Raw genomic sequence first — 14,581 nt, 5'->3', positions numbered from 1 at the left:
GCTCGCCGTCGCTCATGGAGTTGTAGACGAACGCGGGATTCTTTTTCTGCTTCAGGCCCAGCGCCATGCCCACACCGATCACCAGGCCCTGGCCCAGCGAGCCGCCCGAGATTTCCATGCCCGGTGTGTATGTGGCCATGCCGCTCATGGGCAGGCGGCTGTCGTCGCTGCCGTAGGTTTCGAGTTCGTCCTGCGGGATCACGCCTGCTTCGATCAGCGCCGCGTAGTGGGCGATGGCGTAATGGCCGTGCGACAGCAGGAAGCGGTCCCGCCCCTCCCAGGTGGGGTCTTGGGGCTGCAGGTTCAGCGCGTGGCCGTAGGCCACGGCCAGCACATCGGCCCAGCCCAAGGCCTGGCCGATGTAGCCCTGGCCCTGAACCTCACCCATGCGAACGGCGTAGCGGCGGATGCGATGGGCGCACCGGGCCAGCGCCTGCAGTTTGTCTGCGGCGGAAGTCATGGAGTTCTCCTGTGTGAAAGCGGGGAAGAAAAGCGGTCAGCGAAGGATCGAGGCCGGCACGTAAGACACCAGCGCCAGCACCAGGAAAGCAACGAAGTAGAACGGCCCCAGCTCGCGCACCGTCTGGCCCACCTTGACCTTGGCCAGCGCGCTGGTGATGAACAGCGTGGTGCCCACGGGCGGGGTGTACAGGCCCACAGCCAGGTTCACCACCATCATGATTCCCAGCTGCACCGGGTCCATGCCAATGCTTTCGGCCAGGGGCAGGAACACCGGGGTCAGCAGCAACACGGCGGCGGGCAGGTCGATGAACATGCCGATGAACAGCATCAGCAGGTTCATGATCAGGATCACGATCCAGCCCTGGCTCACGTTCTGCTGGATCCAGTGGGCCACGCCCGTGGGCATCTGGTCGTAGGTCAGCAGCCAGCCGATGGCGGCAGAGGCCATGATCACCAGCAGCACCACGCCGGTCGCCAGGCCCGCATGCACCACGGCATCGTTCAGGCGCTTGAGCGACAGGTCGCGGTACACCACCACCGACACCGCAGCGGCGTACAGCGTGGACAACACGGCCACCTCGGTGGGTGTGGCAATGCCAAAGCGCAGGAACAACACGATCAGCACCGGCAGCAGCAGCGCGGGCGACGAGTACAGCAGGTGCACGCGGAATTCACTCCAGTTGATGGGGGTGGTGTCGCGTGGGAAGTTGCGGCGTTTGCCGACCCACCAGCACATGAACATAAAGCCCACGCACATCAGGATGCCGGGCAGGATGCCTGCGACAAACAGTGCCGCGATGGAGGCATTGGCCGTCAGGGCGAACAGAATCATCGGGATCGAGGGCGGGATCAGGATGTCGATGGTGGCCGCTGCAGCCAGCGTGGCGGCAGAAAAAGCGGGCGGATAGCCCAGGCGCTTGTGCCAGGGAATCAGCAGCGAGCCGATGGCCGAGGCATCGGCCACGGCCGAACCTGACACACCGCCGAACAGCGTGGACGACAGTACGCCCACCTGTGCGGGCCCGCCGTGAAAGCGACCGATCAGCGTGCTGAGCACKCCCACCAGCGCAGCCCCCAGGCGCCCGCCCATCATGAGCGAGCCGGTGAGCATGAAAAACGGGATCGCGATCAGCGGAAAGCTCTGCACCTGCGCCACCATCTGCTGCACCAGCAGGTCGAGCGGCACGCGGTCGGATGTGGCGGCGGCGGTCATGGCCGCGACCAGCAGCGCATGGGCGATGGGCATGGCCAGCACGGCCGCACCGAGAAAGACAAAAAGAATGAGGGCACTCATGGTGAGATCCTTGGCAGGGGGGCGGGGCTTACCAGTGCGCCTCGGGCACGGCGGTCTCGGCATCGGGCGCGCTGGGCACCGGTGGCGTGGCCCAGGCGTTCCAGGCTGACTTGAGCGCCAGCAGCGCCAGCATCACCAGCCCACCCATCACGCAGCCATAGGTGAGCGACCCGGGCACCTGCAGGATGGGCGACTTCTCGTCGTGGACGATCTCCAGCATCTGAAAGGTGGCGCGGGCGAGCGTGCCGTACAGCGCTGCCACCACCAGCCAGCTGCCGATGGCCGCCCAGCGGCGCAGCGCGGGGGGCACGGCGTCCATCAGAAAGCTGGTGGTGATGTGGGCACCGTGCGCTGCCGCCAGCACCACGCCAGACATGACCAGCCACGGAAACAGCAACTCCGGCACCTCATTGGCCCACTGCAGGCTGGTGCCGGTGGCGTAGCGCAACACGGTGTTGGCCACCAGGATGATGAAGATGACGGACGTGCTGATCCACAGCAGCACTCGGCATAAGCCGACAACGGCCCATTCGATGAGGTTCATCGGGAGACTCCTTGGGCTGCAGGGCTGGGGCCCATGCAGCGGCTTCGGGGAAATGAGGACAGGCGCCGCAGCGCCCGGAGCGGTCAGCGCGCGGCGGCGATGACTTTCTTGAGGTACGGGCCGATGGGCGTGGTCAGCCACTTGGCGTCCACCGCAGCCGTGGCCTTAGCAAACGCGGCCTTGTCCACCGTGGTCACCTGCACGCCCTTGGCCTTGAGGTCGTCCAGCAGCTTGTCGTCGGCCTCTTGCGACATCTTGCGCTGCAGTGTCGTGGCCTCGGCAGCCGCTTCGGTCACGGCCTTACGGTCGGCGTCGGACAGGCGGTCCCAGGTGCGCTTGCTCATCAGGAACGGCGTCATCTGGAACATGTGGCTCGTCAGTGCCAGGTGCTTTTGCACTTCGTACAGCTTGCTGGCGTGGATGTTGACCAGCGGGTTCTCCTGCCCATCGACCACGCCCTGCTGCAGCGCTACGTACAGCTCGGCAAACTTGATCTGCTGTGCCTCGGCACCCAGCGCTTGCATGATGTCCACCAGCACTGCGTCAGGCGGGGTGCGCATCTTCAAGCCCTTCATGTCTTCGACCTTGGTGATGGGGCGTTTGCTGTTGGTCATGTGGCGGATGCCGTTGTCCCAATAGCCCAGCACCACCATGCCCTTGTCGGCCGACTTCTGTGCCAGCTCGTGGCCCAGTGGGCCGTCAAGCAGCTTGAAAGCCTGCGCGGGGGTGGAGAACATGAACGGCATGCCGTAGGCGGCGTACTCGGGCACGGCCACCGACACGGCGCCTTGCGAGTTCGCCGTCATGTCCAGCGCGCCGGTGCGCACGGCCGTGACCATGGCAGCGTCGTCGCCCAGCTGGGCGGAGGGCGCCACCTGCACCTCGATGCGGCCTGCGGTCTTGGCCTTGAGGGTTTCAGCGAATTTGACAGCGGCCTCGTGGCGCGGATTGCCGGGGGCAGCGCCATGGCCCAGCGTGAGCTTCATGGTCTGCGCCTGCGCGAGCCCGGGCAGTGCCACCGCCAAAGCAGCGGCTGTCAGCAGGGTGCGGGTGAAGGTTTTGCGTTGCATGGTTTGTCTCCTGGTTTATGTTTGTTGAGAGGTCGTGAGGGCGGTCAGTGGATCAGCATGCCGCCGTTCACATCTAGCGTGATGCCGGTGCAATAAGTCGAAAGCGGGCTGGCGAGAAACACGCAGGCTCCGGCAATGTCATCGGCCCGGCCCAGGCGGGCGAGTGGAATGGTTTCCGCGATCTCGGCCTTTTTCTCTTCGGTCAGCTTGCCCTTGATGATGTCCGTGCCGATCAGGCCGGGGGTGATGCAGTTGACGCGGATGTTCTCGGGACCAAACTCGCGGGCCATGGCGCGGGCCAGGCCCAGCACACCTGCTTTGGCGGCCGAGTAGTGGGGCCCGCCCAGAATGCCGCCGCCGCGCTGGGCCGACACCGACGAGATGCAGATGATGGAGCCGCTTTGCTGTGCACGCAGCGTGGGCAGCACAGCCTGGGACATGTACAGCGTGCCACGCAGGCTGACGTTGAGAATGCGGTCGTAGTCGGCGCCCGTGATCTCCAGCGTCTTGACGGGCTGGGTGATGCCCGCGTTGTTGACCAGCGTGTCGATGCGGCCGAAATGGGCATACACCTGGGCGGCGGCGGCATCGCACGATGCCTTGTCGGTCACATCGGCCACCAGGCCCAGGTGGCCCTCGCCCAGCCGCGCGGCGGCGCCTGCGGGGTCGGCGGCTTCGAGGTCGAGGATGGCGACTTTGGCGCCTTGCTCGACCATCAGGCGGGCGGTGGCAAACCCGAGGCCGTTGAGTCCCGCCCCTCCGGTAATGATGGCAACCTGGTCCTTGAGCAGCATGTGTTTTGTCTCCTGTGGTGTGAAGGTGCAGGAGACTTGCACGCTGCCGGTGAGGGCGGCTGTCGAAGCGGTGTCTCCTGTTCTGGGAGCCGATTCTCAAAGCCGCTCAAGATGATGACAAGCGATGAATCATCAGCGTAAGATGACATTCCGTCATCTAACGTCAGGGTTCACCCCATGCCCACCTTGCCGCCCATTGCCAATCTGCAGGCCTTTGAGGCCGTGGCACGCCGCCGCAGCTTTGCACTGGCCGCGGCGGAGCTGAACCTCACGGCCTCGGCCATCAGTCACCAGGTTTCGCGACTGGAGGCACAGCTGGACATCCGCCTGTTCGAACGCAGCGCCCACGGGGTGCGCCTGAGCCCTGCGGGCGAGCATTACCTGATGCACGTGGGTGCAGCGCTCAACGCCATCGCCACGGCCACGGACGATCTGCGTCATGGCATCCGCAACAGCCTGTATGTGCACTCGGCACCCAGCATTGCCAGTCTGTGGCTCATGCCGCGCCTGCACCGCTTTGCGCAGGCCTACCCGGAGATATCGCTCAACCTCTCAGCCGCCCACACGCCCAGCGATTTCGCGCTCGGCCAGGCCGACATCGACATCCGCTATGGCATTCCGCAATGGGGTGATCTGGTGGTGGAGCCGTTGTTTGAGGAAGCGATCGTGCCGCTGGCCAGCCCGGCCTTCATCAAGGCGCACAAGCTCAAGCGCGCAGAGCAGTTGCTGGACCTGCCGCTGATCCAAAGCAACGTCAGCATCGTGCAGTGGTCCGACTGGTTTGGCCGGTTCACCAAGCTGCGGGCACCCGACCGTTTCTCCCTGCGGTTTGACCGCGCCCAGATGTCCCTGGACGCCGCCACACAGGGCCTGGGCGTGGCGCTAGAGAGCGCCGTCAACGCGGGTGGGCACCTGGCCGATGGCAGGCTGAAGGCCCCGTTCGGCATGGACCAGGCCGTGCGGGTGAAGGCGCATTTCGCCGTGTACCCCGAGCGGCACGCCAAGCGCCCGGCGGTGGAGGCGTTTTTGTCGTGGCTGCACAGCGAGGCTGCGCAGACCTAAGAAAACAAGGCCCGGCGGCCGCGGCTGCGAAGGTCTGCAGCCGCCGGACGCGAGGCTCTCACATCTCCTCGCTCCAGCAATACCCGTCGCGCGCAATCATCGCGCTGGCCGCACGCGGGCCCCAGCTGCCCGCCGGGTAGGGGCGGGGGCCTGCGGGGTCGTTCTTCCAGTATTGCAGGATGGGTTCCACCCAGCGCCAGGCTTCTTCCTGCTCGTCGCTGCGCACRAACAGGTTCAGGCGGCCGKCGATCACGTCGAGCAGCAGSCGYTCGTAGGCGCCCACGCGCTCGGYGCCAAAGCGCTKGTCRAAGTCSAGGTYCAGSTGCACCTGCGACAGCGCGGGCTCGGTCTGGTGCTGGGCGGCGCCCTGGGCCATCAGGTGCAGCTCCAGCCCGTCCTTGGGCTGCAGGTTGATCACCAGGCGGTTGGCGGCGCCTGCGGGCGTCTTGAAGATAGGGTGGGGCACGGGGCGGAAGTTGATTACGATGTGCGCGTCGCGCCCCGCCAGCCGCTTGCCGGTGCGGATATAGAACGGCACACCCGCCCAGCGCCAGTTGCYGATTTCSGTGCGCAGCGCCACAAAGGTCTCGGTGGTGCTGCCGGGGGYCACGCCTTTTTCTTGCGCATAGCCGGGCACGGGCTGGCCCTGGTGGTTGCCCGCCGCGTACTGGCCGCGAATCACATGCTGGCCAATGGTCTCCAGCGTCCAGGGCTTGAGCGACTGCAGAACCTTGAGCTTTTCGTCGCGAATGGCGTTGGCGCTGGAGTTGATGGGAGGCTCCATGCCAATCGCGCACAGGAGCTGCAGCGCGTGGTTCTGCACCATGTCGCGCAKCGCGCCGGTCTGGTCGTAGAASGCGCCGCGCKATTCCACGCCCAGCTCTTCGGCAATCGTGATCTGGATGTTGGCAATGGTTTCGCGGCGCCACAGGGGCTCGAACAGCGCGTTGCCAAAACGCAGCGCAAACAGGTTCTGSACSGAKGGCTTGCCCAGGTAGTGGTCGATGCGGAAGACCTGCTCTTCCTTGAGCACGCGGCGCAGCGTGTCGTTGATCGCGCGGTTGGACTGCRGGTCGTGGCCCAGGGGTTTTTCCAGCACCACGCGGGTGGTGGGGCCGTTCAGGCCCACGGCGGCGATCTGCTCACACACATTGGTGAACAGGCTGGGCGCAGTGGCCACATACATCACCACCGAGTCGGCTCCGCGCGCCTTCAGCGTCTCGGCCAGGCGCTCGTAGTCCTGGGTTTTGGACAAGTCCATGCGCAGGTAGTGCAGCAGCGCGGCGAAGCGTGCAAACTCGTCCGGGCTGGGGCGCTTGGCCAGCTCCACGCTGTCGAACCGAGACTGGATCAGGCTGCGGTATTGTTCGTCGCTCAGGTCATCACGTGCCACCGCGATGATGCGTCCCCCCTCAGGCAGCGTGCCATGCCGAAAGGCCTGAAACAATGCGGGCATGAGCTTGCGCCAGGCGAGGTCGCCGGTGCCGCCGAACAGGACGAGGTCAAAACTCATGGTGTCTCCGTGATGGGGTGGTTCGTTTTGTTGCGTGGGATTGTAATCACGTTACATGATTTTCTAAAGAGGAGTGCCTTGTATCTACCGCTTGTAACCCAAAAGAACCTGTTAATAGGCCACTTTGTCGTGTAATCAAGTTACTATCTCGGCGCTTTTTTCACCTTACCCGTTTGATGACCATGCCTCTCCGTTGCGACCAGTCTGCGCTGTGGCCCCAGTTGGCCGCCCACTACGCCTCCCACGGCCAGCACCTGGACATGCGCCAGGCGTTTGCGCAGGATGCCCAGCGGTTTGCAGCCTTCAGCCAGTCGGCTCCGCATGTGTTTGCTGACCTGTCCAAGAACCTGTGGGACCGCGATACCGAAGCCCTGCTGCTGGATCTGGCCCGCGACTGCGGCCTGGTGCAACACCGCGATGCGATGTTTGCAGGCGAGGCCATCAACACCACTGAAAACCGCGCCGTGCTGCACACGCTGCTGCGCCGCCCTGCAGGCTTGGCCCTGCCCGGTGATGTGCCCGAGACCGCACAGCGCCTGGCCGACGTGCACCACACGCTTGATGCGATGCTGCAGTACGCCGAGCAGGTGCGCAGCGATGTTGCCATCACCGACGTGGTGAACATTGGCATCGGCGGGTCGGACCTGGGCCCGCACATGGCCGTGCGCGCGCTCGAAGAGTTCCGCATCCACAGCAAGCGCTTTCACTTTGTGTCGAACGTGGACGGGCACGAGCTGCACCACGTGCTCAAGGGCCTGCGGCCCGAGAGCACGCTGTTCCTGGTCGCGTCCAAGACCTTCACCACGGCCGAGACCATGACCAACGCGCGCTCGGCCCTGGCGTGGTTTGGTGCCCAGGGCGGGCGCGATGTGGCCCGCCACTTTGCGGCGCTTACCACCAACATCGAGGCCGCAGCGGCCCTCGGCATCACCACCACCTTCGGCTTCTGGGACTGGGTGGGCGGCCGCTACTCGCTGTGGTCGGCCATTGGCCTGCCGATTGCCATCGCGATCGGTGCCCAAGGCTTCCGAGATTTCCTTGCGGGTGCACATGCCATGGACGAGCATTTCCGCACCGCACCGCTGGCGCAGAACCTGCCGGTGCGCCTGGGTCTGCTCGATGTCTGGTACCGCAATTTCCACGGCTTCACCAGCCGCTGCATCGCGCCGTATCACGCCGCGCTGGGGCGCTATTCGGCCTACCTGCAGCAGCTSGAGATGGAAAGCAACGGCAAGCGCGTGGCGCAAGACGGCAGCACGCTGGCTTGCGTCACATCGCCCGTGCTSTGGGGCGAGCCCGGCACCAACGGCCAGCATGCSTWCTTCCAGATGCTGCACCAGGGCRCCGATGTGCTGCCGCTGGAGATCGTGGCCGTGCGCAAGGCCTCGCACCCGCTGCCCGGCCACCAGCAAAAGCTGCTGGCCAACGCCCTGGCGCAGACGCAGGCGCTGATGGTGGGCAAGGCCAGCGACGACGGCCACCGGCATTTTCCGGGCAACCGCCCCAGCACGCTCATGCTGCTCGAATCACTCACCCCCACATCGCTGGGCGCGCTGATTGCACTGCAGGAGCACCGCGTGTTTGTGAGCGGCAGCCTGTGGGGCATCAACAGCTTTGACCAGTGGGGCGTAGAACTGGGCAAGGTGCTGGCCAAGGACCTGGAGGCCCGGCTGGAGAGCGGTGATGTGGCGGGGCTCGATGGCTCCACCGCTGGCCTGCTGGGCTTGCTGCGCAGCCCTGCCTGACCTTCACGGCACATCAAAGTCCTCGGGGGCGCTCTGGCGGAAGACCGGGCGCCCTGCCGGCAGAAGCCGGCACAGTTTCTGGTCGATAGCTAACGCATCAGGAGACACTCCCCATGGCGATTCCGCCCTATCCGGACTTCCGCTCCGCTGCCTTTTTGCGCCAGCATCTGCGTGACACCATGGCGTTCTACGCCCCCGTGGCCACGGACGCGAGCGGTGGCCAGTACCACTTCTTTCTGGACGATGGCACGGTCTACAACGCCCACTCCCGCCATCTCGTCAGCGCCACCCGTTTTGTGGTCACGCACGCCATGCTCTACCGCACCACGGGGGAGGCGCGTTATCAGGCGGGCATGCGGCATGCGCTCACGTTTCTGCGCACCGCATTTCTCGATCCGGCCACAGGCGGCTACGTCTGGCTGATCGACTGGCAGGATGGCCGCACCACCGTGCAAGACGCCACGCGCCACTGCTACGGCATGGCCTTTGTGATGCTGGCGTATGCCCGCGCTTACGAGGCCGGAGTGCCCGAGGCCCGCGCTTGGCTGGCTGAGGCTTTTGAAACTGCCGAACAGCACTTCTGGCAGCCCGCCGCAGGCCTGTATGCCGACGAGGCCAGCCCTGATTGGCAACTGACGGTCTACCGMGGCCAGAACGCCAACATGCACGCCTGCGAGGCCATGATCTCCGCCTTCCGTGCCACGGGCGAGCGCCGCTACGTCGAGCGCGCCGAGCAGCTCGCACAAGGCATCTGCCAGCGGCAGGCCGCGTTGTCCACCCGCGCCCTTGCGCCCGCTGCCGAAGGTTGGGTGTGGGAGCACTTCCATGCCGACTGGTCCGTGGACTGGGACTACAACCGCCATGACCGCAGCAACATCTTCCGCCCCTGGGGCTACCAGATCGGCCACCAGACCGAATGGGCCAAGCTGCTGCTGCAACTCGACGCCTTGCTGCCCGCCGAATGGCACGTGCCGTGTGCGCAGCGCCTGTTCGATACCGCTGTGGAGCGGGGCTGGGATGCCGAACACGGCGGCCTGTACTACGGCATGGCGCCCGACGGCAGCATCTGCGACGACGGCAAATACCACTGGGTGCAGGCCGAGAGCATGGCGGCTGCAGCGGTGCTTGCTGTGCGCACGGGGGATGCGCGCTACTGGCAGTGGTACGACCGCATCTGGACCTACTGCTGGACCCACTTTGTGGACCACGAACATGGCGCGTGGTTTCGCATCCTGCACCGCGACAACCGCAACACCACCCACGAGAAGAGCGATGCGGGGAAGGTGGACTATCACAACATGGGGGCGTGTTATGACGTGTTGGGAATGTTGAGCGGGGATAAAGGAGCGAGCTGTAGGTTGTCGATGGCTGGAACAGCGGTTGCCGCCTAATTTCCGAAGGCTCAAATACCCAGCGCTAAAGCCCTACCGAACCTGGTAAGCCTACCTTGCCAAGTTCATCTCGCAAATTTGCGGAGTTCCCTGTTCAATCCTGTTGCATGCCAATACACGCTGTACCAGCAGGAGATCGACTATGGCTGTTTTTACTCTGAACATGCGCTTGAAGTGCACCGCCTTGTTTATCGCACTGAGCGCGCTTGCGGGCTGCGGAGCGACTCCTGCGCCAATTGTCGAACCCGAGTACAAGCCTCTGGAGTTGGTTTATCTGCAACCAGAGTATCCCGTTGCGCGGATGTGGCCTTCGGCGGAGTATGTTGCTCGAACCGAGGACGAGTGGGAGCGTGTTTGGAATCAGGGCACTGTGATGGATCCGCGTGATGAAAACGTCCCTCGCCATGGGCGACCTGCTGTGGATTTCAACCGGTACATGGTGATTGGGATTTCACGCGGGCATGGGTACAGCGGTTGCCACGGACTGTATTTCCGTGACATTGTTGAACGTGCAAATTTCATTGAAGTGCAGTTCGTTCATCACCAGCCTGATGAAACGGTTTCAACCCAAAGCACAAGCACGGCATGCACGGCCATGGGGGTGTTCTTGGCCAGGTGGGTGCGTGTGCCCAAGATGGAGAAGCCAGTGCGGTTTTTTGGTGGTTGAAGCTGGCTTCGTTACAAGACATCGTCCGCTACTTGCGATTGACCAGCGCAAAAAAATTGACCGGCAGTCCGCCCACCCCTGCTTGCAGACTGAACATGGACCCTGCAGGGGTTGCTGCTTGCTGTTCTTGAGCAGGCCTCCCCGCTCGCGCCGACGTAATGAACAGTGTCCGCAGATCCTTTCCCCCAAAACACACCATGGTCGGGCACTGCACCGGCACCGCAATGCGCTGCAGCACCTCACCTGCTGGCGAGAGTTGCAACACACAAGCGCCTTCGTACATCGCCACCCAGTAGTTGCCTTCCACATCCACCGCCGCGCCATCGGGCCGCCCACCGTACGGCTGGCCGTCCACCTTGCGGTCAAACTGCACCCAGGGGCGGCGGTTGGTGATATCGCCCGTGGCCACGTCAAAGTCGAACTGGTCGATGCGGTGCTCGGGCGTATTCGACCAGTACATCGTGCGGTTGTCGGGGCTGAAGGCCAGGCCGTTGGCGGTGAAGTTATCGCCTGCCATGTGGCGCACGCGGTAGCCTGTGGCGCTGGCCGGGTAGGCCTGCAGGCACCACAGTGCCGCATTCGGTGCGGTGCGGGGCGTGATGACCGAGCCCGCCCAGAAACGGCCTGCGGTGTCGCAGCGGCCGTCGTTCAGGCGCAGGACCGCGGTGTCATGTTGCTCGGGCGGCAGCAGGGCCAGGCAGCTGAGGGCGGTAGGGTCTGCGCTGTCCTTGGCTGTATCCAGAAGATAGAAACCGTTTCGTAACCCGATTACCAACCGCCCATCGGTCGCAGGTGCGCAGCAGCCGGGCTCGCTGGGCATGTGCCACTGCCGGTGGTGGCCGCTGTCAGGATGCCATGCGTGCACCGCTTGTCCCTGAATGTCACACCAGTAAAGGGATTTTTCCGTGGGGTGCCAGAAAGGGGATTCACCCAGTTCGGACGGTGGCAAGGGCAAGGTTTGCAGGGACATGGGTTGAATTGGCATTGTTATCGAGTTACATTCTAGGGCCTCAGATAACGACCCTGGCGCAATGCACGGGGTCCTGCCACCCACCGATGGAGACTTCCATGCACCCAGTTGTAGCGCGCGTGACCGAGCGCATTGTCCAGCGCAGCGCAGACACCCGCGGCGCCTACCTTGCCGGCGTTGACGCCATGATTGCTCGCAAGCCCGCACAAGACCGCATGGGCTGCGCCAACCTTGCCCATGCCTATGCGGCGCTGCCGGGTTCGGACAAGTTCAAGGTCACGGTCGAGAAGGCGCCCAACATCGGCATCGTCACGGCCTACAACGACATGCTCTCGGCGCACCAGCCGTACCAGGGCTACCCCGCTATCCTGCGTGATGAGGCCGCCCAGCTCGGTGCCACGGTGCAAGTGGCCGGTGGCGTGCCCGCCATGTGCGATGGTGTGACGCAGGGTACGCCCGGCATGGAGCTGTCGCTGTTCTCCCGCGATGCCATTGCCATGGCCACTGCGGTAGCGCTGTCCCACGATGTGTTCGATGGTGCACTGCTGCTGGGCGTGTGCGACAAGATCGTGCCCGGCCTGCTGATCGGCGCGCTGCACTACGGGCATCTGCCCTGCGTGTTTGTGCCCGCAGGCCCCATGGGCACAGGCCTGTCGAACAAGGAAAAATCCAAGGTGCGCGAGCAGTACGCACAGGGCCTGGTGGGCCGTGACGAACTGCTCAAGGCCGAATCGGCCGCGTACCACAGCCCTGGCACCTGCACGTTCTACGGCACGGCCAACAGCAACCAGATGCTGCTCGAAGCCATGGGCCTGCATGTGCCCGGTGCAGCGTTCGAGTCGCCCGGCACCGAGGCGCGCGAGGCCTTCACGCGCCAGGCGCTGCGCACGGTGCTCGACATCGGCAAGCGGGGCAACCGCTTCACCCCCATCGGCAAGCTGGTGGACGAGCGCTGCATCGTCAAYGCCATGGTGGCSCTGCTGGCCACSGGCGGCTCCACCAACCACCTGATCCACTGGGTGGCGATTGCGCGCAGCGCGGGCATCCTGATCGACTGGACGGACTTTGACGAGCTCTCGTCGGTGGTGCCCCTGCTGGCCCGCGTGTACCCCAATGGCGATGCCGATGTGAACCAGTTCCAGGCGGCGGGCGGCCCGCCCTGGATCCTGCGCGAGCTGCTGGCGGGTGGCTTGATGCACCCTGATGTGATGAGCGTGAACGCGGGCGGCATTGCCGATGGCGGCAAGAGCGCCCCGGCGGTGTCGGGCGACACTTCGGTGCTGCGGCCTGTGAGCGAACCCTTCTCACCCACCGGCGGGCTGCGCCTATTGCAAGGCCGCCTGGGCCGCGCGGTGATCAAGGTGTCGGCCGTGCCCGAAGACCGCCACATCGTCCAAGCCCCAGCGCGAGTTTTTGACTCGCAAGAAGCCCTGCTCGCAGCCTTCAGCGCGGGCGAGGTGAACCAGGACATGGTGGCCGTGGTGCGCTTTCAAGGCCCGCAGGCCAACGGCATGCCMGAGCTGCACAAGCTCACGCCCCCGCTGGCGGTTCTGCAGAACCAGGGCTTCCAGGTGGCGCTGGTCACCGACGGCCGCATGAGCGGCGCCTCCGGCCGCGTACCTGCCGCGATCCACGTCACGCCCGAGGCACTGGCCGGTGGCCCGCTAGCCAAGGTGCGTGACGGCGACATCGTGCGGGTGGATGCGGTGGCTGGCACGCTCGATGTGCTGGTGGACGACGCCGAGTGGGCCGCACGCGCCCCGGAGCCCTGCAGCGCCCCATCACCCATCGGCTTCGGCCGCGAACTCTTCACCAACTTTCGCCGCCACGCAGGCGGTGCCGAACAAGGAGCCTGCACATGGCTGTAACCCCTGCTTCCGCCCCCATGAATCCCCTCGACATCGCCAGCCATGGCCCGGTCATCCCCGTCATCGTGATCGACCGCGTGGAAGACGCGCTGCCCCTGGCCGAGGCCCTGCTGGCCGGTGGCGTGAAGGTGCTGGAGGTGACGCTGCGCACCGCTGCCGGTCTGCCCGCCATCGAAACCATCGCCCGCCATCTGCCCGAAGCTGTGGTGGGTGTGGGCACGGTGCTCAATGCCGATGACGCGCGCCGCGCGAGCGAAGCCGGTGCGCGTTTTGCCGTGAGCCCCGGCTACACCTCGGCCGTGGGCAGCGCCTGCAAGGGCCTGAACCTGCCGCTGCTGCCAGGTGTGGCCACATCCAGCGAGATCATGGCGGCGCTGGCCGATGGGTTCTCGTTCCTCAAGCTCTTCCCGGCCGAGGCCGTGGGCGGCATCCCGCTGCTCAAGTCCTGGGCCAGCCCGTTTGGCCAGGTGAGCTTTTGCCCCACGGGTGGCATCACCAACGCCACAGCCTCCAACTACCTGGCACTGCCCAATGTGCGCTGCGTGGGCGGCTCATGGCTTACGCCCACCGATGCGGTGCGCGCGGGCGACTGGGCGCGCATCACCCAGCTGGCGCGCGACACCCAGGCATTGCGCAAGGCGGCCTGAGGGCTCTGGGCGCTGGGTTTGCAGCCAAAAAGCGCCTGATGCGCTAGTGCAATATGCACTGAAAGCTATCAAAATAAGAGCAAAGGAGACGCTGACACCGTGGCGGCAGCGGTACGGTGTCTCTGCTGCGCGCGCCGAGTTGGCTGGACTTGTTGCAGCGCCCCTCTATCATGGCCACGCGGGGATACCCCGTGACCGAGCAACGATTGTTCAAGAGAGGGAATTCGCTATGGATTTTGTTTCGGCTGTCAAAAGCTGCTTCGCGCAGTACGCAGGGTTTTCGGGCCGTGCTCCACGCTCCGAGTTCTGGTGGTTTGCGCTGTTTCAGTTCGGGGTGCTGGTGATTGCCACCATGATCAGCCAGGTGCTGTATGGCATTGCCGCCCTGGCCCTGCTGCTGCCCGCGCTGGCCGTGGGSGCWCGCCGCYTGCACGATATTGGCCGCTCCGGCTGGTGGCAGCTGCTGTCCCTCACCGGTATCGGCACCCTGGTGCTGATTTACTGGTGGGTGCAACCAAGCGGGGAGTAAAGCCACTGCAGGCCAGTGTCCCGAG

The 14,581-nt window shown here is 65.0% G+C and carries 13 protein-coding genes and 1 pseudogene; 7 read left to right on the top strand and 7 right to left on the bottom strand.

Annotated elements, in window-relative coordinates:
• From AC04MI_RS09715 to AC04MI_RS09695, 5 genes and pseudogenes are all read right to left on the bottom strand, one after another.
• A pseudogene (locus AC04MI_RS09715) lies at positions 1 to 460 on the bottom strand (transketolase); the annotation flags it as partial.
• A gap of 36 nt (positions 461 to 496) precedes the next feature.
• Positions 497 to 1,756, bottom strand: coding sequence for a TRAP transporter large permease (locus AC04MI_RS09710; protein ID WP_192422393.1), 1,260 nt, complete (start codon positions 1,754 to 1,756; stop codon positions 497 to 499).
• Positions 1,757 to 1,784: 28 nt separating this feature from the next.
• Positions 1,785 to 2,300 carry a TRAP transporter small permease gene (locus tag AC04MI_RS09705; protein WP_192422394.1) on the bottom strand — a complete coding sequence of 172 codons (516 nt, stop codon included), beginning with the start codon at positions 2,298 to 2,300 and terminating at the stop codon, positions 1,785 to 1,787.
• An 83-nt stretch (positions 2,301 to 2,383) separates the two neighbouring features.
• Positions 2,384 to 3,370: a TRAP transporter substrate-binding protein gene (locus AC04MI_RS09700; RefSeq protein WP_436074530.1), complete on the bottom strand. Its 987-nt coding sequence runs from the start codon at positions 3,368 to 3,370 to the stop codon at positions 2,384 to 2,386.
• A 44-nt stretch (positions 3,371 to 3,414) separates the two neighbouring features.
• Complete coding sequence (locus AC04MI_RS09695) at positions 3,415 to 4,164, bottom strand: SDR family NAD(P)-dependent oxidoreductase (protein WP_476497701.1); 750 nt, start codon at positions 4,162 to 4,164, stop codon at positions 3,415 to 3,417.
• Positions 4,165 to 4,341: 177 nt separating this feature from the next.
• On the opposite strand from AC04MI_RS09695, the gene AC04MI_RS09690 reads away from it, so the two are divergent.
• Positions 4,342 to 5,226 (top strand): LysR substrate-binding domain-containing protein, encoded by an 885-nt coding sequence (locus AC04MI_RS09690; protein WP_436078450.1) that lies wholly within the window; start codon positions 4,342 to 4,344, stop codon positions 5,224 to 5,226.
• Between the two features lie 58 nt (positions 5,227 to 5,284).
• On the opposite strand, the gene zwf is transcribed toward AC04MI_RS09690, so the two are convergent.
• The gene (gene zwf / locus AC04MI_RS09685; RefSeq protein ID WP_476497700.1) at positions 5,285 to 6,739 is read right to left on the bottom strand and encodes a glucose-6-phosphate dehydrogenase; all 1,455 of its coding nucleotides are present in this window, start codon (positions 6,737 to 6,739) and stop codon (positions 5,285 to 5,287) included.
• A gap of 176 nt (positions 6,740 to 6,915) precedes the next feature.
• Here zwf and pgi point away from each other — a divergent pair, with 176 nt between their 5' ends.
• The 3 genes from pgi (at position 6,916) to AC04MI_RS09670 (ending at position 10,542) form a co-directional block, all read left to right on the top strand.
• Positions 6,916 to 8,484 carry a glucose-6-phosphate isomerase gene (gene pgi, locus AC04MI_RS09680; RefSeq protein ID WP_476497699.1) on the top strand — a complete coding sequence of 523 codons (1,569 nt, stop codon included), beginning with the start codon at positions 6,916 to 6,918 and terminating at the stop codon, positions 8,482 to 8,484.
• 113 nt (positions 8,485 to 8,597) lie between these two features.
• On the top strand, positions 8,598 to 9,875 hold the full coding sequence (locus tag AC04MI_RS09675; protein WP_436078451.1) for an AGE family epimerase/isomerase: 1,278 nt from the start codon (positions 8,598 to 8,600) through the stop codon (positions 9,873 to 9,875).
• A gap of 142 nt (positions 9,876 to 10,017) precedes the next feature.
• Positions 10,018 to 10,542, top strand: a complete 525-nt coding sequence (locus AC04MI_RS09670; protein WP_436078452.1) for a hypothetical protein — start codon at positions 10,018 to 10,020, stop codon at positions 10,540 to 10,542.
• Positions 10,543 to 10,570: 28 nt separating this feature from the next.
• On the opposite strand, the gene AC04MI_RS09665 is transcribed toward AC04MI_RS09670, so the two are convergent.
• A complete protein-coding gene (locus AC04MI_RS09665) occupies positions 10,571 to 11,512 on the bottom strand; it encodes an SMP-30/gluconolactonase/LRE family protein (protein ID WP_436078453.1) in 942 nt (313 codons plus the stop codon).
• 98 nt (positions 11,513 to 11,610) lie between these two features.
• On the opposite strand from AC04MI_RS09665, the gene edd reads away from it, so the two are divergent.
• The 3 genes from edd to AC04MI_RS09650 all read left to right on the top strand — a co-directional run bounded on the left by edd (position 11,611) and on the right by AC04MI_RS09650 (position 14,556).
• Complete coding sequence (edd, locus tag AC04MI_RS09660) at positions 11,611 to 13,380, top strand: phosphogluconate dehydratase (RefSeq protein WP_436078454.1); 1,770 nt, start codon at positions 11,611 to 11,613, stop codon at positions 13,378 to 13,380.
• A complete protein-coding gene (gene eda / locus AC04MI_RS09655; protein WP_056058486.1) occupies positions 13,371 to 14,027 on the top strand; it encodes a bifunctional 4-hydroxy-2-oxoglutarate aldolase/2-dehydro-3-deoxy-phosphogluconate aldolase in 657 nt (218 codons plus the stop codon). The genes edd and eda overlap by 10 nt, the downstream gene beginning before the upstream one ends.
• 229 nt (positions 14,028 to 14,256) lie before the next feature.
• Positions 14,257 to 14,556: a DUF805 domain-containing protein gene (locus tag AC04MI_RS09650; protein WP_056744079.1), complete on the top strand. Its 300-nt coding sequence runs from the start codon at positions 14,257 to 14,259 to the stop codon at positions 14,554 to 14,556.
• Positions 14,557 to 14,581 lie beyond the last annotated feature (25 nt).

The organism is Acidovorax sp. LjRoot204 (assembly GCF_056175785.1).
Note: the sequence above shows the minus strand (reverse complement) of the source record. Positions and strands in the feature narration are given on the sequence as shown.